The sequence below is a fragment of the Peterkaempfera podocarpi genome (assembly GCF_042466665.1).
In the GTDB taxonomy this organism is placed as follows: domain Bacteria; phylum Actinomycetota; class Actinomycetes; order Streptomycetales; family Streptomycetaceae; genus Peterkaempfera; species Peterkaempfera podocarpi.
This window is the reverse complement of the sequence record NZ_CP162102.1, coordinates 1,651,038-1,671,086: the sequence shown is the minus strand read 5'-3', so window position 1 is coordinate 1,671,086 and position 20,049 is coordinate 1,651,038. Positions and strand designations below refer to the sequence as shown.

The following is a 20,049-nucleotide window of genomic DNA, read 5'->3' as shown; positions in this document are numbered from 1 at the left end:
GATCAGCTCCAGCGCCGGGCCGAGCGGGTGCGCCAGTAGGCCTCGGCGGGCTCGGCGAGCCGGGCGAGGACGGCGGTCTGCCCGGCGTCCAGGGAGAGGTCCAGCGCACCGGCGTTGGAGGTGAGCTGCGCCTCGGTGGCCGCGCCGGAGAGCACCACGTCCGCCCAGGGCTGGCGCAGGGCGGCCGCCAGGGCCACGGTGTCGCAGCCGGTGCCCAGCTCGCGGGCCGTGCGGCGCAGCGGTTCCGGTGCCTCGGCGGGGTCGGCGAGGCGACCGTTGGCGACGCCCTCCTTGACCACCACCCGTAGGCCGGCCCGGTGGGCTTCGGCGAGGGCGGGTGCGGCGGAGGGCTCCAGCAGGTTCCAGGTCGCCTGGACGGCGCGGAACAGCGGTTGGCCGTCCACCGTGATCTCCAGCGCGGCGCGGATGGCGTCGCCCTGGTGCGGGCCGCTGCTGGAGAACCCGATCTCCACGCCCTCGGCGGCCAGGCCGGCCAGGGCGTGGTGCAGCGCGGTGTCGCCGAGTGCCGGGCTGTCCGGGGTCAGTGAGTGCAGCTGGTAGAGGTGGAGCCGGTCGCCGAGCAGCGCCCGGGATTCGGCGAGCTGCCGTCGGAAGGCGGCCAGGCTGTGGTCCTTCACCTCGTGGACGGGGGCGTCCAGCGCCCAGTCGCCGACATAGGAGTAGCCCCACTTGCTGGCCACCAGGACGTCGTCCGCGTCCGGCCGGGCGGCCAGCCAGTCGGCGAGGAACTCCTCGGAGCGGCCGTAGGAGCGTGCCGCGTCCAGGTGGCGCACACCGAGCCGGTGGGCCAGGTCCAGTAGGGCGCGGGTACGGCTGCGCAGGGCGTCGACGGAGCGGTCGGGCAGGTCGCCGCCGCGGCCGCTGGTGATGTAGGCGGGTCTTCCGACGGCTGCCAGGCCGATACCGAGTACGGACACCGCCCCAGCCTACGCTCCAAGATTTGTCATGATCCTTTCAAATCAACCCTTGGCGTCGCTCATCCCGGCTGATTCAATCGGTTAGGAAAGCTTCCTAACAAGAGCTGGGGAGAACCGCATGAAGACCAGTCACGCCCGGCCGCACCCCGGCCGCACCGCCCGGATCCTGCTGGCGGCCGCCGTGGTCGCGGGCAGCGCGGGCCTGGCGGCCGCCGGGTCCGGGTACGCCGCCACCTCCCCGCAACCGCGCGCCGGCGCGGTCGCGGCCTCCTCGGTGGGTCTGGACGACCCGCACAAGAAGGACATCGCCATGCAGCTGGTCTCCAGCGCGGAGAACTCCTCGCTGGACTGGAAGGCCCAGTACACCTACATCGAGGACATCGACGACGGGCGCGGCTACACCGCCGGGATCATCGGCTTCTGCTCCGGCACCGGCGACATGCTCGACCTGGTCCAGCTCTACGCCGACCGCGAGCCCGGGAACGTCCTCGCCAAGTACCTGCCCGCGCTCCGCAAGGTCAACGGCAGCGACTCGCACAGCGGCCTGGACCCGAACTTCACCAAGGACTGGCACAAGGCCGCCGCCGACCCGGTCTTCCAGCAGGCGCAGAACGACGAGCGGGACCGGGTCTACTTCAACCCCTCCGTCCAGCAGGCCAAGCAGGACGGCCTGCGGGCGCTCGGCCAGTTCATCTACTACGACGCCATCGTGATGCACGGCCCCGGCAACGACAGCACCAGCTTCGGCGGCATCCGCAAGACGGCCATGCGCAAGGCGAAGACCCCCGCCCAGGGCGGCGACGAGACCACCTATCTCAACGCCTTCCTGGACGCCCGCAAGGCCGCCATGAAGACGGAGGAGGCCCACAGCGACACCAGCAGGGTCGACACCGAGCAGCGGGTCTTCCTCAAGGCCGGCAACCTCGACCTCAACCCCCCGCTCTCCTGGAAGGTCTACGGGGACCCCTACCGCATCGACAGCTGACCTGCCGCACGCACCGGCCCGGGGCGCCTCGGCGGGTGTCCCGGACCGGTGGCCGGGGGTGTCCCGGACCGGTGGCCGGGGACGGTGTCAATCGCGCCCCGGCACCCGGTGCAGCACCACCTCGGTGAGCCGGCCCTGCCGTACCCCGGCGGTGAGGTAGGTGCAGTGCGGCTGCCGGCGGCGGTCGGTGGGCGAGCCCGGGTTGAGCAGCCGCAGCCCGCTCTGCGCGCTGCTGTCCCAGGGGATGTGGCTGTGCCCGAAGACCAGCAGGTCCACGTCGTCGAACCGGGATGCGCAGCGCTCCTCCCGTCCCCGGGCAGCTCCGCTGTCGTGCACCATCGCCAGCCGCAGCCCGTCCAGGTCGGCCCTGGCGACCAGGGGGAGCCGGGCCTGGAGCGGGGGGCCGTCGTTGTTGCCGTACACCCCGATCAGCCGGCGGCTGCGCTCCTCCAGCCGGTCCAGCAGGTCCACGCTCACCCAGTCGCCCGCGTGCAGGACGACATCGGCCTCGTCGACCTGCTGCCACACCTCCGGGGGCAGGTCCCGGGCCCGCTTCGGCAGATGGGTGTCGGAGATGATCAGCAGTCGCAGCGCCACAGCACCATGGTGCCCCGGCCGTGGCGTTGCGCGACCGGGGCGGGGCGGGAAGGCCGGGCGGATCCGCGGTTGGGTCAGATCCGCGACGCCGGCCGGCTGTGCGTCATCCCGCGGCGGCCTCCGGCCGGGGAGCGTGGCTCCTTGCCGGCCATGCCCGAGGCGGCCAGGGCGAGCAGCAGCATCACTGCGCCCACGATGACATTGCTGATGATCGTCCGGGTGGTGGCGACCGAGCCGGAGACCACCCAGGGGGAGATGATCGTCCAGATGCCGATCGCGCAGGCGGCCCACGCCCTCGCGTGGGTGCGCTCGTAGGCGGAGCCGAAGTCGGCCATCAGCAGCACATAGGCGAGGCCGGTGACCAGGTTGCAGACCGCCAGCGTGGTGAAGCCACTGAAGCCGGTGATCCAGGGCGAGAGGGCGAGGTACAGACCGGCGATCAGGGCCAGGGCCTCGATCCCCTGTGAGCGGGGCGTGATCGCCGCCCGCTCGTAGCGCTCACGCATCTCCATGATGTCCGGGTGGTGTTCCATGCTCGAGGGTGTGGAACTCGGCGTAGTGGACACCACGACCACCTCCTGATGGTGATGGAAGATCGTGCACTGTCAGGGTAGGCATGTCCGGTTTGCAACTGGATATGGCTTTGGTATCGATTCGGCAGCTGATCAGCTGCTCCGGGCGTCCACCACCCGGCGGATCTTGCCCACCGAGCGCTCCAGGGACTCCGGCTCGACCACGGCGACCTCCACGGTCACCCCGACCCCGTCCTTGACCCCCCGGGCGATGGCCACGGCGGCCGCGGCGCGCTGCTCCGGCCCGGTGCCGGGCCGGGCCTCGGCCCGTACGGTCATCCGGTCCAGCCGCCCCTCCCGGGTCAGGTGCAGCTGGAAGTGGGGGGCCACCCCGGGGGTGCGCAGCACGATCTCCTCGATCTGGCTGGGGAAGACATTGACCCCGCGCAGGACGACCATGTCGTCGCAGCGCCCGGTCACCTTCTCCATCCGGCGGAACGTCCGTGCGGTGCCGGGCAACAGCCGGGTCAGGTCGCGTGTGCGGTAGCGGATGACCGGCAGCGCCTCCTTGGTGAGCGTGGTGAGGACCAGTTCGCCGTGGGCGCCCTCGGGCTGGACCTCGTCGGTGACCGGGTCGACCACCTCCGGGTAGAAGTGGTCCTCCCAGAGGTGGAGACCGTCCTTGGTCTCCACGCACTCGCTCGCCACCCCCGGGCCCATCACCTCGGAGAGGCCGTAGATGTCCACCGCGTCGATGTCCAGCCGCTCCTCGATCTCGCGGCGCATCTCCTCCGTCCACGGTTCCGCGCCGAAGATCCCGACCCGCAGCGAGGTGGAGCGCGGGTCGATGCCCTGCCGCTCGAACTCGTCCAGCAGGGTCAGCATGTACGAGGGGGTGACCATGATGATCTCGGGTTGCAGGTCCCGGATCAGCTGGACCTGCCGGGCGGTCATACCGCCGGAGGCCGGGATCACGGTGCAGCCCAGCCGCTCCGCGCCGTAGTGGGCGCCCAGGCCGCCGGTGAAGAGCCCGTACCCGTAGGAGATGTGCACCTTGTGCCCGGCGCGTCCGCCCGCCGCGCGGATGGAGCGGGCGACCAGGTCGGCCCAGACGGAGAGGTCCCGCTCGGTGTAGCCGACCACGGTGGGGCGGCCGGTGGTGCCGCTGGAGGCGTGCACCCGGCGGACCTCGGACATGGGGACCGCCAGCATCCCGAAAGGATAGGCGTCGCGCAGGTCGGCCTTGCCGGTGAAGGGGAACCTGGCCAGATCGGCGAGGGTGCGGCAGTCCTCGGGCGAGACCCCGGCCGCATCGAAGGAGTGCCGGTAGTGCGGTACATGCTCATAGGCGTGGCGGAGGGTCTGCTGCAGCCGCGCCAGCTGGAGCGCCGCGAGCTCCCGCCGGTCGAGGCGCTCGCCCTCGTCCAGCTGCCCGGGTTCCGGGGCGGGTCCGAGCCGTCGTGCGATGCCGGGGGGACCGGCCTCCTTGGCGCTGCTCACCGGTGCGTCCCTCCCGCCTCCCGAGCTGCCGACCGAATGGTAGGTCGGTTGATGCGGTCGAGTAATCCAGCATCCGGGGCGGCTGTCAAGAGGGGCGCGCCGCCCGCGGGTGGCGCGCCGGGGAGTCACCGCAGCGGGCCGCGGGGGGCGGTCGGCCGGCGCACCGCCGCCAGGGCGACGGACGGACACAGCCGTACGGTGCCGCAGTTGCCACAGGCCCAGCCGCCGGCCGGACCCTGGCGCATCATCGAACCGCAGTTGGGGCAGGTCATATCCGGTGTGCGGTGCCACCCGCGCCGGGCGGCCCCTCCTCCTTCGGTGTGCCGTCGAAGCCGCCGAGCCCGCCGGTTGCGGCCGGCGGGCTCGACGCTGTCGAAGAACGGGTCTGCACCTGAAGACGGCCGGGAGGCCTCGCCGGTTCGGCGGAGCGGCTGAACTTTCCCTGGGTCTTCGCTGGGTGCTCAGCCGAGGTGCCGGGTCCCGGTCGGACGTTGCAGCGCCTGGCGGCCGCCGGACGCCAGCATCCGCACCTCTCCGCCGCTGTTGATCTCGGCCCGGACGATCCCGGTGTCGTCGCAGTACACGGGCTCACCGCCGGGGCCGGTCGCCGGGGTGCGGTGGACCACGACCACGTCGTCCTCGGACCGGTCCTCACCCGGCCCGGCATGCGAGAAGATCAATTCATACCGTTCGGTCGTCGCCATGGGGCCTCCTCCTCGGGTCGCCGGCCCAAAACGGACATACTTCTCATACCCCTATGATGCGCTGACCCTTCCGGGTGTTCCGCGGGGGTGTCGGGCCGCCCTGGTCGGGTATCCGACCGCTGTCGGGCCGGCGGGCAGGCCGACCGGTCCGCCGTCTCTGCGGAAAGGACCGAGACCGTGAGCGAGTACGAGGCGCACCGGATCATGCCGGCCCTGCCCGAGCAGGTCTTCGACGAGGCGTCGGACCTGCACACCATGGAGCGCTGGCTGCCCCGTGACCTCCATATCGAGTCGCCGCGCCGTCCCCCTGCGGTGATCGTGAGCCACGGGGAGCAGGGGGCGCGGGAGAACGTCGTGGTGCGGGCGGAGTACGACCGGCTGCGGCTGGAATGGGGCACCCCCGACAGCGGACGCTATGCGGGCTGGCTCCAGGTGGCCGGCCTGGACTCCGGGGCCAGCGAGGTCACCGTGCATCTGTCGTTCTTCGACCCGGAGAGCGCCCCGCCCAGCCGCGATGTGGAGATGGCCCTCGGCCGCAGCCTGGACCTGCTGGCCGAGCAGGTGAAGCTACGGGCCGGATACCCGGCGTAGCCCCCGGCGGATCAGTCCGCCCTGCGTCCCACCCCCGCGTAGACCCAGTACTCATGGGGGTTGGCAGGGACTTCCTCCGGCGCGCCCGGACGCCACAGCGGCACATGCACCAGGCCGGGCGCCACCAGGTCGAACCCGTCGAAGAGGCCCTGGATCCGCCCCCGGGAGCGGGCGGTGACCGGTGCGGTCGCCTTGGAGCGGTACAGCTTGCCGACCGCCGCCGCGGTGTCCGGGCGGTCGTCGTCGGTGGCATGGGTCAGCGCCAGCCAGCTGCCTGCGGGCAGTGCGTCGCGATAGGCGGCCACCAGGTCCTCGGGGCCCTCCTCCTCGGTGATGAAGTGCAGGATGGTGATCATCAGCACCGCGACCGGCTGATCGAAGTCGATCAGCTCCCGCAGCCTCGGGGAGGCAAGGACCTCCTTCGGCTGCCGGATGTCCCCGTTGACGATCCCGGCGCCCGGGGTGTCCGCCAGCAGCGAGGCGCTGTGCGCCACCGCCACCGGGTCGTTGTCCACGTACACCACGCGGGCGTCCGGTGCGGCGGCCTGCGCCACCTCGTGCACATTGCCCTGGGTGGGGATGCCCGAGCCGAGATCGAGGAACTGCCGCACTCCGGCGTCCACCAGGAAGCGCACCGCCCGCCCCAGGAAGGCGCGGTTGGCCCGGGCCAGCGACCGCACCTGGGGATCGATCGCGGTGAATGCGGCCAGCGCCTCCCGGTCGATGGCGAAGTTGTGGACACCGCCCAGCATGGCGTCGTAGATACGCGCCACGCTGGCCTTGTCCGGGTCCGCACCCTCGGGCACGATCTCCACTCCCGCCACCGTACATCCCATCGTCGCAGCTGAATTGACGGTCTATCATAGAAGTCCGGACCGGGCGTGCGGGGGAGCGAAGCCAGGTTTCCGCGGTGGTGCGGGGCAACCGCACCGCCGGCCGAAGCTGCCGCGGTGCGGCCTGTCGAAAGGCACCGTCCTGCTCGCCGAACCGCCAGGATCCTCGGAGCGCCCCCGTGTCCCGGCCCCGAGCGGGTCACCCGTCCCTGCGCCCTGCCCTCGTGCGCCCCACCGGCGGCTGGCGCCGGTCGAGGCCGGCGCGCTCGGTTCCGTGCTCGACCTCCATCTCACGGGAGGCCAGCTCGTCGGTGAACTGGCCCCCGGATTCTGCGACGCGGCCTCGGTCTATCTGCTGGAGCGCTGGCTCGCCGAGGACGCCGCCCTGTTCGCCCCGGATGCGCCCACCGTAGAGGCCCGCCGGCTCGCCGTCCGGGTCGGCGCCGACACCTCCGAGGACTGGGGCGGGATTTTCCCGATAGACGAGGTGGTGGTCTTCCCCAGGGAGACCCCCTACGCCCGTGCCCTGGCCGGGGGACGCGTCGAACTGCTCGCCGGGGTGGATCCGCACACCGCGGACCGGCTCGCCCGATCCGGCCGCGGCGACACCCGGATGGACCCGCTGCTGCGCGCCGCCTCGTTCCTGGTGGTGCCATTGCTGCTGCGCGGTGCCACCCTGGGCTTTCTGGCCTGCACCCGTGGTCCCGGATCCCGGCCCTTCGACCGGCTGGACGTCGCCGCCGTGGAGACCCTCGCCGCCCGGGCCGCCGTCTCCCTGGACAACGCCCGGCTGTACGAGCGTGAGCGGCGCACCGCCCTGGCCATCCGCAACAGCCTGCTCCCCGCGGCCGCGACGGCCCCGGCGGGCTGCCGGGTGGCGCACGCCTACCACCCGGCGGGTGACGCGGGTGTGGTGGGCGGCGACTGGTTCGACGTCATGCGGCGGCCCTCCGGCCGCGTCGGGCTGATCGTCGGTGACGCCATGGGCCACGGTCCGGAGGCCGCCGTGGCGATGATCCAGCTGCGCACCGCGGTGCGGACGCTGGCCGCTCTGGACACCGAGCCGCAGGAACTGCTGCGCCACCTGGACGCGCTGGCCGCCGACACCCCCGGGGCGTCGTTCGCCACCTGTCTCTACGCGGAGTGGGATCCCGCCGCCGCCAGCTGCACCCTGGTCGCCGCCGGCCATCCGCCGCCGCTGCTGCGGGTGCGCGGCGGCCGTACCTCGGTGGTCCCACTGGCAGCGGGCCTGCCGCTGGGGCTGGGCTCCTGGGCGGCCGAGCCCACCGTGCTGCGGGTGACGGCGCCCACCCTGCTGCTGCTCTACACCGACGGACTGGTGGAGAGCCGGCACGAGGACATCGACATCGGCATCCTGCGCCTCGCGCATCTCCTCACCACGGCCCAGGGCAGCCCACAGGCGGTCTGCGACTCCCTGCTGCGGGGCACCGCGGACCGTACGCCCGCGGACGACCGCACCCTGCTGCTGGCCGAGTTCACCCCGCCCGCGGTGGGCCGGGCGGACTGAGGGCGGCTCAGGAGCCGAGACTCCAGGCGATCCCGTGGTGGGTCGCCACCAGGACGGCCATCACCACCAGGTCCGCCGCACCGAGCGCCAGGCCCAGCAGTGCCCTGCCACGCCGTGCGGTGCCGCGGATCAGGGCGGTCGCGGCCAGGCCGATGGCGAACGGCCCCAGCACGACATTGAAGAAGAAGAGGCCCAGCAGGCCCAGGACGAACGCGGCCACGGCGGTGCCGTCGGCCTCCGCGCGTGGAGCGGCGGTACGGGGGGAGTGGGCGATGTCTTCCACGGTTCAGCCTTCCTGGGGTCGGGTGGGGCCGGATCGGCGGCGCCGGATCCGGGCGGCGCGCTCGCGGACTGCGAACACCGCCAGCCAGGCGCCGATCAGGCCCGCTGCGACGAGCACGACCGGCGTGGAGGCATAGGAGGCGGCGCCGGCCAGCAGGCCCGCGAGGACGATGACGGCAGCGAGCAGAGCCATGGGGCGGCCTTTCCCTGCGGCGACCTGACGGTGCGACGGCAGTTTCGGAGAACACTTGTTCACTGACGGATCCAGCGTACACTCGGAGATATGAGCGAACAGTCGTTTACCGAATGAGATGAGCCACACTCCCGGGGTCAGACAGGCCCAGAAGCAGCAGACCCGGCGTGCCCTGCTGGACGCGGCGCTGCGGCTGCTCGAGCACCAGAGCCTCAGCAGCCTCGGCCTGCGCGAGGTCACCCGCGAGGTCGGCATCTCACCGGCCGCCTTCTACCGGCACTTCCGCGACACCGAGGAGCTGGGCACGGCCCTCGTCGAGGAGTCCTTCGGCTCGCTGCACGGGATGCTGCGGGCCATCCGCTCGGAGCACGCCGGTCCGGACGAGGTGATCCGCGGGTCCGTGGAGGTGACGGCCCGCTATGTACGGCTGCACCGCGCCCACTTCCGCTTCCTGGCCCGGGAGCGGCACGGCGGCGTACGGTCCGTGCGCAACGCGGTGGCCGCCGGATTCCGGCTCTTCGGCGAGGAGCTGGCTGCCGATCTGGAGGCGCAGCCCGGGTACCAGGGCTGGAGCCGGGACGACATCCGGATGCTGGCCGACCTCTTCGTCGACCTGATGGTGGCCACCGCGGCCGCCCTGCTGGAGGCCCCGCCGGACGACCCGCAGGCCGAGGAGCGGATCGTCGACACCGCGCGCCGCCGGCTGCGTCTGATCAGCCTCGGCCGAATGCACTGGCTCGACCCCTGACCCACCCGTCCGCCGCGGCCCCGCCGCCGCTCCGGCCGGTCACGGCCCGGGGGCGCGGGGCCGCGCAGGACGCCCGGCACCTCCGTGGAGGGCCGGGCGCGCGCGGTTCCCCGCGCCCCCGGGAGGCGCACGGGCCGGGCGGGCCGAGGGCTACCCCAGGGCGAGCACCGAGCGCAGGGCCTCCTCCAACTCCCGTCGCGGGTCGGCCCCGGCCGAGCGGGCACGCCAGGCGACAAAGCCGTCCGGCCGCACCAGGACGGCTCCGTCCCGCTCCGTGCCGTACAGCTCGCACCAGTCCGCACCGGGCTCGGGCGCCAGATTGTGCTCCGGCCCGTCCCCGACGAGATAGCGGTCCAGCGGAACCTCCGTCTCCTCGGCCGCCGCCGCACCCGCGGCATGCCAGATGTGCCCGGCCGGACCGCTGAGCAGCACCATGGACCGCTCGAAGAGATCAAGCGTGGACAGTCGGGTGCCGTAGCGGTAGCACCACAGATGCGGGGCCCGGGTGCCGGGCTCCCCGTCGGGCCGGAAGCGTTCGGGCAGCGCCGGCTGCTCGGGATCGGCACCCGTCAGCGCGCCTTCGGTGTAGCGGTAGCCCAGCACCACACCCAGCACATTGCCGCGTCGGCCCGCCCCCGGGGTCACGTCGTACCCCGGGTGCTGGTGCTCCGCGGACCTTGCCGACGCACGGGCGCTGGTGGCGACCGCGACCGGCCGCCGCTCCGCCTGGTAGCTGTCCAGCAGTGCGGGCCCGGCCCAGCCGCCCAGCACCGCCGCCAGCTTCCACGCCAGGTTGTGCGCGTCCTGGATACCGGTGTTGGAGCCGAACGCCCCCGTCGGCGACATCTCATGGGCCGAGTCGCCGGCCAGGAAGACCCGCCCTGCGCCGTAGCGTTCGGCGACCCGCTCGGCCGCGTGCCACGGTGCCCGGCCGGTGATCTCCACCTCCATGTCCGGGATGCCGGCAGCCGCCCGGATGTGGCGGATGCACCGCTCGTCGGTGAAGTCCTCCAGGGTCTCCCCGCGGTCCGGGTGCCAGGGGGCGTGGAAGACCCAGTCGGCCTCGTTGTCCACCGGCAGCAGTGCGCCCTCGCCCTCAGGGTCCGTCAGATAGCAGACGATGAAGCGCCGGTCGCCGACCGCGTCCGCCATCCGCTTGGCGCGGAAGGTGATGGAGACGTTGTGGAAGAGGTCGCCGGGCCCCTGCTGGGCGATGCCCAGCCGCTCCCGTACCGGGCTGCGCGGCCCGTCGGCGGCCACCAGGTAGTCGGCGCGCACCGTGCGCAGCCTGCCGTTGGAACGGTCCCGGACGACTGCCGTCACCCCCGCCGCGTCCTGCTCGAAGTCCACCAGCTCGGTGCCGAACCGCACCTCTCCGCCGAGGTCCCGGGCGTAGCGCAGCAGCACCGGCTCCAGGTCGTTCTGACTGCACAGGCACCAGCCGCTGGGGGAGAAGCGGGCCAGCCCGCCGCCCGGGTCGATCTCCCGGAACAGCCACTCCTGAGGGCCGCCGGTGAGGGTGCCCACCTGGAGGATGCCGTGGTTGCCGGAGAGGACCGACGCTGCCTCACGGATCAGCGGTTCGGCCCCTGCCGTACGGAACAGCTCCATGGTGCGGACGTTGTTGCCGCGGCCCCGGGGGTGGACCGAGGTGCCCGCGTGCCGCTCCACCACCAGGTGCCGGACACCCAGGCGGCTCAGGAAGAGCGAGGTGGACAGGCCCACCAGGGAACCGCCCGCGATCAGCACCGGAACCCGCTCGTCGATCTTCGCTCTCATTCATCGCTCCAGCACACGTGCGGACGGTCCGGGACGCGAGACACCGCGGCCCGGCATGCGCCGCCGTCGGCGACGCCTGCGTTGTCCATGCCCGTTTCCCGACGGTTGGTCACGGTGTTCGCCCATATGGACCGCCGGACGTCGCCGCATTCAGGACACGGGGTGACCATCGAAGCCGGGCCGGATCACGACCCGGTCCCCATACCGGCTCCCCGAAGGGAACGTGCCTCATGACCGCCCTGTCCGAATCGCCCACGCTTGCCGACCGGACCACCTCCCGGCTGCGGGTTGTCCTCCTCTGCGATGTCAACGAAGGCCAGCAGCAACGTTTCCTTGACGCCTACGAGCAGATCCGGCACCAGGTGGCCGCCGTCCCCGGACACATCAGCGACCAGCTCTGCCAGTCCATCGAGGAACCCACCAGGTGGCTGATCACCAGCGAGTGGGACAACGCCACCCACTTCCTGAGCTGGGTGGACAGCGCGGAGCACCGAGAGCTCGTCAAGCCGCTGCACGGCTGCGTCCGTGACACCCGTTCGCTGCGGTTCACCATTGCCCGGGAGACCCCCGAGCCCGGGGACGCCGAGGACGTCCGGCGCCGCGGCGGCGAGCAGCGCCCCGTCGGCCAGGGCCGGCCGGCCGGCGCCGGGAAGCCCGGCGGCACGGTGCGGCACGCCATCACCTTCACCGTGAAGCCCGGCAGCGAGGAGGCCGTCGCCGGCATCCTGGCCGGCTACACCTCGCCGCGCGCCCGCGTCGACGAGCACACCCGGCTGCTGCGCACCTCCCTCTACATGCACGGCAACCGGGTGGTGCGCGCGATCGAGGTGGAGGGCGACCTGGGAGCGGCGCTGCGCCATGTCGCCCAGCAGCCCGAGGTGCGGGCCGTCGAGGAGGCCGTCAACCCCCATCTGGAGGAGGCCCGCGACTTCGCCGACCCCGGTTCGGTCCAGTCGTTCTTCGCCCGTGCGGCGCTGCCCGCCGTCCACCACAGTGAGGCCGCCGGCGCCGACGCCGGCGGCGAGCTGCACCGCCGGGCCCTGGTCTACCCGGTGCGCCGGGGCTGCGCCCAGGTCGCGGCCAAACTGCTGGCGTCCCATGACGAGCAGGCCGTGCAGGACCCCGCCAACCCGCTGGTCAAGGCGACGGTCTTCCAGCGCGAGGACATCCTGGTCCGCGTGGTCGACCTGCGCACCGGAGGCCAGGAGGACCCGGCCGTGACCGCCGGTGTGGGCCGCGGGCCGGCCGCCGCGGAGCTCACCCATCTGCTGGAGCCCGGCGAGGACCTGCTGCTCTCCACCGCGGACGGTCTGCGGCGCTTCCTCGCCGAGTACGACCTGACCCTGGTCACCGACCGCAGCTCGCAGCCCTCCTGACGCACCGACCCATCGACCGTCCCCCGACCGAACGCCCACTGGAGACAACGGCCATGAGCACCCTCCCTCCACGCATCGTGGATCTGCACGAGATCGAGCCCAACCGCCGGCGCGGCGGAGACCTGCGCGCCATGCTGACCCCCACCACCGTCGGAGCGACCAGCGGCTTCATGGGCGTGGCCATCATGCAGCCCGGTGAGCGCATCGGTGAGCACTACCACCCGTACTCCGAGGAGTTCGTCACCGTCGTCTGCGGCGCCCTCGAGGTGGACCTGGACGGGGTCACCCACACCCTCGCCCCCGACCAGGGGCTGATGATCCCCCGCAATATGCGGCACCGCTTCCGCAATGTGGGCAGGGTGGAGGCCCGGATGGTCTTCCACCTGGGCCCGCTGGCGCCCCGGCCCGAACTGGGCCACGTGGACACCGAGGAGGAGCCCGAGGCGGCCGAGGCCCTGGAGGCCAGGGCGTGAACCGGCGGGTTGCGGTCACCGGACTGGGGGTCGTCGCCCCCGGGGGCGTGGGCGTGCCGGCGTTCTGGGACCTGCTCACCGCCGGTCGTACCGCGACCCGCGGCATCACCCTCTTCGACCCGGAGGGTTTCCGGTCCAGGATCGCCGCCGAGTGCGACTTCGACGCGGCGGCGGGCGGGGTGGCCCCGCACCGGGCCGCACGCGCCGACCGCTATGTGCAGTTCGCCCTCGCCGCCGCAGGCGAGGCGGTGCGGGACTCCGGGCTGGACACCGCCCGCGAGGACCCGTGGCGGATGGGTGTGTCGCTGGGCACCGCCGTGGGCGGCACCACCCGCCTGGAGCACGACTATGTGGCGGTGTCCGGCTCCGGTCAGCGCTGGGCGGTGGACCACCGGCGGTCGGCCCCGGATCTGCACCGGGCGTTCTCGCCCGCGGCGCTGGCCTCCGAGGTGGCCGAGGACATCGGTGCCCACGGCCCGGTACAGACCGTCTCCACGGGCTGCACCTCCGGCCTGGACGCCGTCGGCTATGCCTTCCACGCCATCGAGGAGGGCAAGGCCGATGTGATCCTGGCCGGGGCCTCGGACTCGCCGATCTCCCCCATCACCGTGGCCTGCTTCGACGCCATCAAGGCCACCTCGACCCGCAACGACGACCCGGCGCACGCATCCCGGCCGTTCGACCGGGACCGGGACGGGTTCGTCCTCGGCGAGGGGTCGGCGGTACTGGTCCTGGAGGAGCTGGAGCACGCCCGGCGGCGCGGCGCCCGGGTGTACTGCGAGATCCGCGGCTTCGCCACCTTCGGCAACGCCTATCACATGACCGGGCTCACCCGGGAGGGCCTGGAGATGTCGCACGCCATCGACACCGCGCTGTCCGACGCCCGGATCGACCCCGGCGACATCGACTATGTCAACGCCCACGGCTCGGGCACCCAGCAGAACGACCGCCATGAGACCGCCGCGGTCAAGCGGTCGCTCGGCGCCCACGCCTACGAGACCCCGATGAGCTCCATCAAGTCCATGGTGGGGCACTCGCTGGGGGCCATCGGTGCGATCGAACTCGCCGCCTGCACCCTGGCACTGGCCCGGGGTGTCGTACCCCCCACCGCCAACTACGAGACTCCGGACCCGGAGTGCGATCTGGACTATGTGCCCCGCACGGCCCGTGAGGCGCGGCTGCGGACGGTGCTCTCGGTCGGCAGTGGGTTCGGCGGCTTCCAGTCGGCGGTGGTCCTGAACCGCGGCAACGGGAGGATGCCATGAGCAGTCAACGAGTGCCGAGCGGCCGACGAGGGGCGAGCAGCCCCCGGCGGGCGGTGGTGACCGGTATCGGCGTGGTCGCCCCCAACGGCATCGGCGCAGACGCCTTCTGGAAGGCGACCCGGGAAGGCGTCGTGGTCCTCGACCGGGTCTCCCGCGAGGGCTGCGAGGACCTGCCGCTGCGGGTGGCCGGCGAGGTCCGCGGCTTCGACCCGCACGAGGCGGTGGAGACCCGCTTCACCGTGCAGACCGACCGCTTCACCCACTTCGCGATGGCGGCGGCCGACCTCGCGCTGGCCGATGCCCGGCTGGACACCAGCGCCGGATCGCCCTTCGGCATCGGGGTGGTCACCGCGGCGGGCTCCGGCGGCGGCGAGTTCGGCCAGCGCGAACTCCAGCAGCTGTGGGGCAAGGGACCCCGCTTCGTCGGGCCCTACCAGTCGATCGCCTGGTTCTACGCGGCCAGCACCGGTCAGATCTCCATCCGAGGCGGCTTCAAGGGCCCCTGCGGGGTGCTGGCCGACGACGAGGCCGGCGGACTGGACGCCATCGCCCACGCCCGCCGGGGCATCCAGCGCGGCGCCCGGGCCGTGGTGGTCGGCGCCGCCGAGGCGCCGCTCGCCCCGTACTCGGCGGTGTGCCAGCTCGGCTACCAGGAGCTGAGCCGGTCCGCAGACCCGGCGCGCGCCTACCTCCCGTTCACCGCCGATGCCTGCGGGTTCGCCCCAGCGGAAGGCGGCGGGATGCTGGTGCTGGAGGAGGAGTCGGCAGCCCTCGAACGCGGGATCGCGCCACGCGCACTGATCGCCGGCCATGCCGCCACCTTCACCGGAACCGACGGCTGGCAGCGATCCCGTGAAGGACTGGCGCACGCAGCCCGGGCCGCCCTGCAGGAGGCGGACTGCGTGCCCGAGGAGATCGACGCGGTCTTCGCGGACGCCCTCGGCGTCCCCGAGGCAGACCGCGCCGAGGCGCTGGCCCTGGCCGATGTGCTGGGCCCGCGGATCTCCATGGTTCCGGTCACCGCCCCCAAGACCGGCATCGGCCGGACGTACTGCGGTGGACCGGTGCTCGATGTGGCCGCCGCCGTACTGGCCATGGAGAGCGGTGTGGTTCCCCCCACACCGAACGTCGTGGACGTCAGCCACGACCTGGACCTGGTGACCCGCACCGCCCGTCTCGCCGAACTGCGCACCGTGCTGGTGCTCAGCCGGGGGCTGATGGGCTGCAACGCCGCGCTCGTGCTGCGTCGCGGCGGCGGCACCGACCGGCCGTGACCGGGGCCACGAAGCCCCGGACCGACGGCCGCCACCTGCGAAGGAGAACCCTCTGATGAACCAAGTCCTGACCTTCGACGAACTCGCCGCACTCATGCAGTCCTGCGCGGGTGTCGCCGTCGATTCCCGGGAGCTGGAGAACCGACCGGCCGCCACCTTCGAGGAGTTCGGGCTGGACTCGCTCGGCCTGCTCGGTGTGGTGGCCGCGCTGGAGAACCGCCACGGCGCGCCCATCGGGCCGGGCGCCGAGTCCTGCAAGACCCCCCACGAGTTCGTGGCCCTCGCCAACAACCGCCTGACCACTGGAGTCTGAACATGAGCCCCACCGTCGGACACACCGAGAACGAGATCGTCATCGGCGCCCCGCTTGACCTCACCTGGGAGATCACCAACGACCTGGAGAGCTGGCCGGAGCTGTTCAGCGAGTACGCCGAGGTGGAGGTGATGAAGCGGGAGGGCCGCAAGACCACCTTCCGTCTCACCATGCACCCCGACGAGGACGGCCAGGTCTGGAGCTGGGTCAGCGAGCGGGAGCCCGACCCCGTCACCCGCACCGTCGCGGCCCGCCGGGTGGAGACCGGTCCCTTCCGGCACATGGAGATCCACTGGGAGTACCACGAGGTGCCCGGCGGCACCCGGATGCGGTGGGTGCAGGACTTCGCGATGAAGCCCGACGCGCCCGTCGACGACCAGTGGATGACCGACAACATCAACCGCAACTCCCGCGTCCAGATGGAGCTGATCCGCGACAAGGTCGAGCAGCGCGCCGTCGAGCTGGGTGTCACCCCGGCCGCGGCCGTCACCGGCTGACCCGACCGGCCCCCACCGCGCCGGGCCCGGCCGACAGCGGATCACCGCGCCGTCGGCCGGGCCCGCGCCGTCACCCAGAGCATCCGAGGAGGAACCCTCTGTGTATCGATCCCTGATCGTCGCCCGTATGAAGCCCGACTCCGCACCCGGTATCGCCGATGTCTTCGCCGCCTCCGACCGGGGCGAACTCCCGCACCTCATCGGGGTGCGCGGCCGCAGCCTCTTCCAGTTCGGCGAGCTCTACCTGCATCTGATCGAGGCCGAGCGGCCACCGGGCCCCGAGGTGGCCAAGCATGTGCGCCACCCGGAGTTCCGCGATGTCAGCGAACGGCTCCAGGCATATGTCTCCGCCTACGACCCGGTGACCTGGCGGGAGCCCAAGGACGCCATGGCGCACGAGTTCTACCGCTGGGAGCGCGACGGGGTGTCCTGAGGGACGCCGGCCGGTGTTCCACCGGGCGGCGCAACGCCGACCGGTGGAACCGCGACCGGGGAACCGCTGTTACTCCGGCACCACACCGTCGAAGGCGTGCAGATAGGGGTTGACCGGGCGGACGTCGCCGACCTTCAGCCCGGCCTCCTCCATCAGCGCCACCAGGCTGTCCGCGGTGTGCTTGCGGCCGCCGACGTTGAGCAGCAGCAGCAGGTCCATGGCCGCGGTGAAGGGCATCGAGGCACTGTCGTCCACCAGGTTCTCGATCACCAGGACCCGGGCACCCGGCCGGGCGGCGGCGACCGCGTTGCGCAGGGTGGCCCGGGTGCTCCGGTCGTCCCACTCCAGGATGTTCTTGATGATGTAGAGGTCCGCCTGCACCGGGATCTCCCGGCGGCAGTCGCCCCCCACCAGCTGCACCCGCGAGGCCAGCGCGCCGCCGGCCCGCAGCCGCGGGTCCGCCTTGGCGACCACGTCCGGCAGGTCCAGCAGCGCGCCCCGCAGCTCGGGGTTGCGCTCCAGCAGCCCGGCCAGCACATGGCCCTGGCCGCCGCCGATGTCCGCGACCGTCGCGACGCCCCGCAGATCCAGCATCTCGGCGATGTCCTGCGCGGACTGGCGGCTGGAGTGGGTCATCGCCCGGTTGAACACCTCGGCCGACTCGGGCGCGTCCTCGTGCAGGTACTCGAAGAAGCCCTTGCCGAAGAGGTCGTCGAAGACATGGCCGCCGCGCCGCACCGCCTCGTCCAGCTGCGGCCACGCCGCCCAGGTCCAGGGCTCGGTCGTCCACAGGGAGACATAGCGCATCGACCGGGGGGTGTCCTCACGCAGCAGACGCGAGGTCTCGGTGTGCACAAACCGGCCCTCGCCGTCCTCGGCGAAGACACCCTGGCAGGTCAGGGCGCGCAGCAGGCGCCGCAGGGCCTGCGGGTCGGCGTCGACGGCCGCGGCCAGTTCGCCGGCCGTGGTGGGGGTGTCGCCGAGGGCGTCGGGGACGCCGAGCCGCACAGCGGCGCGGACGGCAGCGGCCGAGGCGGCGCTGAAGGCGAGCTCACGCAGGCGCATGGCGGCGTTGGGGGTGGCGGTCGGCTGGCTGTCCATGAAGGCCCCTTTCTGCTGGTCGGCGGCGGAATGGGAGGGCGTCCGCCGCCCTCCACGGTCGCCGACCGGGCACGGAGCGCCCGCGCGGCGCGGCCGGACCGCGGAGGGGACGACCCGAATGGCGGGTGGGTTCTCCCCGGCGGCCGGGTCCCACCACTGGGTGCCGCGCGCCGGTAACGGCTTGACCTCAAGGGCGGTTGAGGTCCTACGGTCCGTACATGAGCATGGAGACCACGGCCTGGAGCCAGCTGCACAGCGTCATGAATGCCACGCAGCAGCGCCGCCCACTGGCCCGCGACACACTGCGCCGCGTCGGAGCGTTCGCCCGTCCGCACCGCCGCCGCATCACCGAGTTCGTACTGCTCAGCGTGGTGACCGCGCTGCTGGCCGTCGCCACACCGGTGCTCGCCGGACGGGTGGTCGACGCCATCGTGTCCGGCCACGACTCCGGCCGGATCACCACCCTGGCCCTGTTCATCGCCCTGATCGCCTTCGCCGAGGCCGGCCTCGGACTGCTGGGCCGCTGGCTGTCCGCGAACCTCGGCGAGGGGCTCATCCTCGATCTGCGTACCGCCGTCTTCGACCACGTCCAGCGGATGCCGGTGGCCTTCTTCACGCGCACCCGCACCGGTGCTCTGGTCAGCCGGCTCAACAACGATGTGATCGGCGCCCAGCGGGCCTTCAGCAACACCCTCTCCGGAGTCGTCAGCAATATCGTCACCCTGCTGCTGACCCTCGCTGTGATGCTCACCCTGTCCTGGCAGATCACCGTCTTCGCGCTCGTCCTGCTGCCCGTCTTCGTCGTCCCGGCACGGCGCATGGGTGCCCGGATGGCCGGTCTCCAGAGGGAGGCGGCCGCCCACAACGCGGCCATGGGAACCCAGATGACCGAGCGGTTCTCCGCCCCCGGCGCCACCCTGGTGAAGCTCTTCGGCCGGCCCGCCGACGAGTCGGCCGAGTTCGCCGACCGCGCCCGGCGGGTGCGGAACATCGGGGTGCGCACCGCCATGGCGCAGTCGGGGTTCATCACGGCCCTCACCCTGGTCTCCGCCCTCGCCCTGGCGCTGGTCTACGGGCTCGGCGGCCACTACGCGCTCACCGGCACCCTGGAACCCGGCTCCGTCGTCGCCCTCGCCCTGCTGCTCACCCGTCTGTACGCCCCGCTCACCTCCCTGGCCGGTGCCCGGGTGGAGGTGATGAGCGCCCTGGTCAGCTTTGAGCGGGTCTTCGAGGTCCTCGACCTGGAGCCGCTCATCGCCGACAGGCCGGACGCCCGCGAGGTGCCCGCCGGTCCCGTCGCCGTGGAGTTCGACGGCGTCCGCTTCGCCTACCCGTCCGCCGACAAGGTGTCGCTCGCCTCGCTGGAGGAGGTCGCGACTCTCGACAACCGCGCCGGCGGCGAAGTCCTCCACCAGGTCTCCTTCCGCGCCGAGCCGGGCCACACCGTGGCGCTGGTGGGCTCCTCGGGAGCAGGCAAGTCGACCATCGCCCAGCTGCTGCCCCGCCTCTACGACGTGGACGAGGGGGCGGTGAGGATCGGCGGCGTCGACGTACGCGACCTGTCGGCGGCCTCGGTGCGCGCCACGGTCGGCATGGTCACCCAGGACGGCCACCTCTTCCACGACAGCATCCGCGCCAACCTGCTGCTCGCCAGGCCGGAGGCCGACGAGAGCGAGCTGTGGGACGTCCTGCGCCGGGCACGCCTCGACGCCGTGGTGGCCGAGCTGCCCGACGCTCTGGACACCGTCGTGGGGGAGCGCGGCTACCGCCTCTCCGGCGGTGAGCGGCAGCGTATGACCATCGCCCGGCTGCTGCTGGCCGGACAGCGGGTGGTCATCCTGGACGAGGCCACGGCCCACCTGGACAACACCTCCGAGGCCGCGGTGCAGGAGGCCCTCGCCGAAGCCCTGGAGGGCCGGACCGCCCTGGTCATCGCCCACCGCCTGTCCACGGTGCGCGCAGCCGACCTGATCCTGGTCGTGGAGGGCGGACGGATCGTGGAGCGGGGCACCCACACCGAACTGCTCGCGCTGGACGGCAGGTACACCGAGCTCTACCGCACCCAGTTCGGGGCGGAGAACGACGCGGAGCCGCTCGAGGCCGCCTGATCCCGCCCGTCCGACCCGC

The 20,049-nt window shown here is 72.6% G+C and carries 22 protein-coding genes; 12 read left to right on the top strand and 10 right to left on the bottom strand.

The annotated features are described in order from the left end of the window. Positions 1-2: 2 nt before the first annotated feature. The gene (locus AB0761_RS07375) at positions 3-938 is read right to left on the bottom strand and encodes an aldo/keto reductase (RefSeq protein WP_377268163.1); all 936 of its coding nucleotides are present in this window, start codon (positions 936-938) and stop codon (positions 3-5) included. Positions 939-1,056: 118 nt separating this feature from the next. On the opposite strand from AB0761_RS07375, the gene AB0761_RS07370 reads away from it, so the two are divergent. After that, positions 1,057-1,923 carry a chitosanase gene (locus tag AB0761_RS07370; protein WP_377268162.1) on the top strand — a complete coding sequence of 289 codons (867 nt, stop codon included), beginning with the start codon at positions 1,057-1,059 and terminating at the stop codon, positions 1,921-1,923. An 87-nt stretch (positions 1,924-2,010) separates the two neighbouring features. Here the strand turns inward: AB0761_RS07370 and AB0761_RS07365 are convergent, their stop codons facing one another. The 4 genes from AB0761_RS07365 to AB0761_RS07350 all read right to left on the bottom strand — a co-directional run bounded on the left by AB0761_RS07365 (position 2,011) and on the right by AB0761_RS07350 (position 5,236). Continuing rightward, on the bottom strand, positions 2,011-2,514 hold the full coding sequence (locus AB0761_RS07365; protein ID WP_377273960.1) for a metallophosphoesterase family protein: 504 nt from the start codon (positions 2,512-2,514) through the stop codon (positions 2,011-2,013). Between the two features lie 80 nt (positions 2,515-2,594). Then, entirely contained in the window at positions 2,595-3,053 is a 459-nt protein-coding gene (locus AB0761_RS07360; RefSeq protein WP_377268161.1) for an SPW repeat protein, read from the bottom strand. Between the two features lie 132 nt (positions 3,054-3,185). After that, the gene (paaK, locus tag AB0761_RS07355) at positions 3,186-4,532 is read right to left on the bottom strand and encodes a phenylacetate--CoA ligase PaaK (protein WP_377268160.1); all 1,347 of its coding nucleotides are present in this window, start codon (positions 4,530-4,532) and stop codon (positions 3,186-3,188) included. A gap of 461 nt (positions 4,533-4,993) precedes the next feature. After that, the gene (locus AB0761_RS07350) at positions 4,994-5,236 is read right to left on the bottom strand and encodes a DUF6296 family protein (RefSeq protein WP_377268159.1); all 243 of its coding nucleotides are present in this window, start codon (positions 5,234-5,236) and stop codon (positions 4,994-4,996) included. Positions 5,237-5,413: 177 nt separating this feature from the next. On the opposite strand from AB0761_RS07350, the gene AB0761_RS07345 reads away from it, so the two are divergent. Continuing rightward, complete coding sequence (locus AB0761_RS07345) at positions 5,414-5,827, top strand: SRPBCC family protein (protein WP_377268158.1); 414 nt, start codon at positions 5,414-5,416, stop codon at positions 5,825-5,827. 11 nt (positions 5,828-5,838) lie between these two features. Here the strand turns inward: AB0761_RS07345 and AB0761_RS07340 are convergent, their stop codons facing one another. Further along, a complete protein-coding gene (locus AB0761_RS07340) occupies positions 5,839-6,663 on the bottom strand; it encodes an SAM-dependent methyltransferase (RefSeq protein WP_377268157.1) in 825 nt (274 codons plus the stop codon). Positions 6,664-6,934: 271 nt separating this feature from the next. Here AB0761_RS07340 and AB0761_RS07335 point away from each other — a divergent pair, with 271 nt between their 5' ends. Further along, positions 6,935-8,188: a PP2C family protein-serine/threonine phosphatase gene (locus AB0761_RS07335; RefSeq protein ID WP_377268156.1), complete on the top strand. Its 1,254-nt coding sequence runs from the start codon at positions 6,935-6,937 to the stop codon at positions 8,186-8,188. Positions 8,189-8,195: 7 nt separating this feature from the next. On the opposite strand, the gene AB0761_RS07330 is transcribed toward AB0761_RS07335, so the two are convergent. Continuing rightward, positions 8,196-8,471 (bottom strand): DUF4190 domain-containing protein, encoded by a 276-nt coding sequence (locus AB0761_RS07330; RefSeq protein ID WP_377268155.1) that lies wholly within the window; start codon positions 8,469-8,471, stop codon positions 8,196-8,198. A gap of 3 nt (positions 8,472-8,474) precedes the next feature. Continuing rightward, a complete protein-coding gene (locus tag AB0761_RS07325; RefSeq protein WP_377268154.1) occupies positions 8,475-8,663 on the bottom strand; it encodes a hypothetical protein in 189 nt (62 codons plus the stop codon). A gap of 118 nt (positions 8,664-8,781) precedes the next feature. Here AB0761_RS07325 and AB0761_RS07320 point away from each other — a divergent pair, with 118 nt between their 5' ends. Further along, entirely contained in the window at positions 8,782-9,411 is a 630-nt protein-coding gene (locus AB0761_RS07320; RefSeq protein WP_377268153.1) for a TetR family transcriptional regulator, read from the top strand. 150 nt (positions 9,412-9,561) lie between these two features. Here the strand turns inward: AB0761_RS07320 and AB0761_RS07315 are convergent, their stop codons facing one another. Continuing rightward, a complete protein-coding gene (locus AB0761_RS07315; protein WP_377268152.1) occupies positions 9,562-11,190 on the bottom strand; it encodes an FAD-dependent oxidoreductase in 1,629 nt (542 codons plus the stop codon). Between the two features lie 230 nt (positions 11,191-11,420). On the opposite strand from AB0761_RS07315, the gene AB0761_RS07310 reads away from it, so the two are divergent. The 7 genes from AB0761_RS07310 to AB0761_RS07280 all read left to right on the top strand — a co-directional run bounded on the left by AB0761_RS07310 (position 11,421) and on the right by AB0761_RS07280 (position 16,821). Next, positions 11,421-12,566 (top strand): SchA/CurD-like domain-containing protein, encoded by a 1,146-nt coding sequence (locus AB0761_RS07310; protein WP_377268151.1) that lies wholly within the window; start codon positions 11,421-11,423, stop codon positions 12,564-12,566. Positions 12,567-12,619: 53 nt separating this feature from the next. Beyond that, positions 12,620-13,039 (top strand): cupin domain-containing protein, encoded by a 420-nt coding sequence (locus tag AB0761_RS07305; protein ID WP_377268150.1) that lies wholly within the window; start codon positions 12,620-12,622, stop codon positions 13,037-13,039. Continuing rightward, on the top strand, positions 13,036-14,304 hold the full coding sequence (locus AB0761_RS07300; RefSeq protein WP_377268149.1) for a beta-ketoacyl-[acyl-carrier-protein] synthase family protein: 1,269 nt from the start codon (positions 13,036-13,038) through the stop codon (positions 14,302-14,304). The genes AB0761_RS07305 and AB0761_RS07300 overlap by 4 nt, the downstream gene beginning before the upstream one ends. Continuing rightward, positions 14,301-15,578 carry a beta-ketoacyl synthase N-terminal-like domain-containing protein gene (locus AB0761_RS07295; protein ID WP_377268148.1) on the top strand — a complete coding sequence of 426 codons (1,278 nt, stop codon included), beginning with the start codon at positions 14,301-14,303 and terminating at the stop codon, positions 15,576-15,578. The genes AB0761_RS07300 and AB0761_RS07295 overlap by 4 nt, the downstream gene beginning before the upstream one ends. Positions 15,579-15,633: 55 nt before the next feature. Then, positions 15,634-15,891, top strand: a complete 258-nt coding sequence (locus AB0761_RS07290) for an acyl carrier protein (RefSeq protein ID WP_377268147.1) — start codon at positions 15,634-15,636, stop codon at positions 15,889-15,891. A 2-nt stretch (positions 15,892-15,893) separates the two neighbouring features. Then, positions 15,894-16,388: an SRPBCC family protein gene (locus tag AB0761_RS07285; RefSeq protein ID WP_377268146.1), complete on the top strand. Its 495-nt coding sequence runs from the start codon at positions 15,894-15,896 to the stop codon at positions 16,386-16,388. Between the two features lie 100 nt (positions 16,389-16,488). After that, entirely contained in the window at positions 16,489-16,821 is a 333-nt protein-coding gene (locus AB0761_RS07280; protein WP_377268145.1) for a TcmI family type II polyketide cyclase, read from the top strand. A gap of 69 nt (positions 16,822-16,890) precedes the next feature. Here AB0761_RS07280 and AB0761_RS07275 read toward each other — a convergent pair whose 3' ends face one another. Beyond that, positions 16,891-17,922 (bottom strand): methyltransferase, encoded by a 1,032-nt coding sequence (locus AB0761_RS07275; protein ID WP_377268144.1) that lies wholly within the window; start codon positions 17,920-17,922, stop codon positions 16,891-16,893. Between the two features lie 218 nt (positions 17,923-18,140). On the opposite strand from AB0761_RS07275, the gene AB0761_RS07270 reads away from it, so the two are divergent. Next, entirely contained in the window at positions 18,141-20,030 is a 1,890-nt protein-coding gene (locus AB0761_RS07270; RefSeq protein WP_377268143.1) for an ABC transporter ATP-binding protein, read from the top strand. The last annotated feature ends 19 nt before the right edge of the window (positions 20,031-20,049 follow it).

Excerpts from the sequence above, each read along its gene's own strand:
- AB0761_RS07370 (WP_377268162.1), top strand. The coding sequence starts at position 1,057 with ATGAAGACCAGTCACGCCCGGCCGCACCCCGGCCGCACCGCCCGGATC.
- AB0761_RS07360 (WP_377268161.1), bottom strand. The coding sequence starts at position 3,053 with ATGGAACACCACCCGGACATCATGGAGATGCGTGAGCGCTACGAGCGG.
- AB0761_RS07350 (WP_377268159.1), bottom strand. The coding sequence starts at position 5,236 with ATGGCGACGACCGAACGGTATGAATTGATCTTCTCGCATGCCGGGCCG.
- AB0761_RS07340 (WP_377268157.1), bottom strand. The coding sequence starts at position 6,663 with ATGGGATGTACGGTGGCGGGAGTGGAGATCGTGCCCGAGGGTGCGGAC.
- AB0761_RS07325 (WP_377268154.1), bottom strand. The coding sequence starts at position 8,663 with ATGGCTCTGCTCGCTGCCGTCATCGTCCTCGCGGGCCTGCTGGCCGGC.
- AB0761_RS07320 (WP_377268153.1), top strand. The coding sequence starts at position 8,782 with ATGAGCCACACTCCCGGGGTCAGACAGGCCCAGAAGCAGCAGACCCGG.
- AB0761_RS07315 (WP_377268152.1), bottom strand. The coding sequence starts at position 11,190 with ATGAGAGCGAAGATCGACGAGCGGGTTCCGGTGCTGATCGCGGGCGGT.
- AB0761_RS07310 (WP_377268151.1), top strand. The coding sequence starts at position 11,421 with ATGACCGCCCTGTCCGAATCGCCCACGCTTGCCGACCGGACCACCTCC.
- AB0761_RS07305 (WP_377268150.1), top strand. The coding sequence starts at position 12,620 with ATGAGCACCCTCCCTCCACGCATCGTGGATCTGCACGAGATCGAGCCC.
- AB0761_RS07295 (WP_377268148.1), top strand. The coding sequence starts at position 14,301 with ATGAGCAGTCAACGAGTGCCGAGCGGCCGACGAGGGGCGAGCAGCCCC.
- AB0761_RS07290 (WP_377268147.1), top strand. The coding sequence starts at position 15,634 with ATGAACCAAGTCCTGACCTTCGACGAACTCGCCGCACTCATGCAGTCC.
- AB0761_RS07285 (WP_377268146.1), top strand. The coding sequence starts at position 15,894 with ATGAGCCCCACCGTCGGACACACCGAGAACGAGATCGTCATCGGCGCC.
- AB0761_RS07275 (WP_377268144.1), bottom strand. The coding sequence starts at position 17,922 with ATGGACAGCCAGCCGACCGCCACCCCCAACGCCGCCATGCGCCTGCGT.
- AB0761_RS07270 (WP_377268143.1), top strand. The coding sequence starts at position 18,141 with ATGAGCATGGAGACCACGGCCTGGAGCCAGCTGCACAGCGTCATGAAT.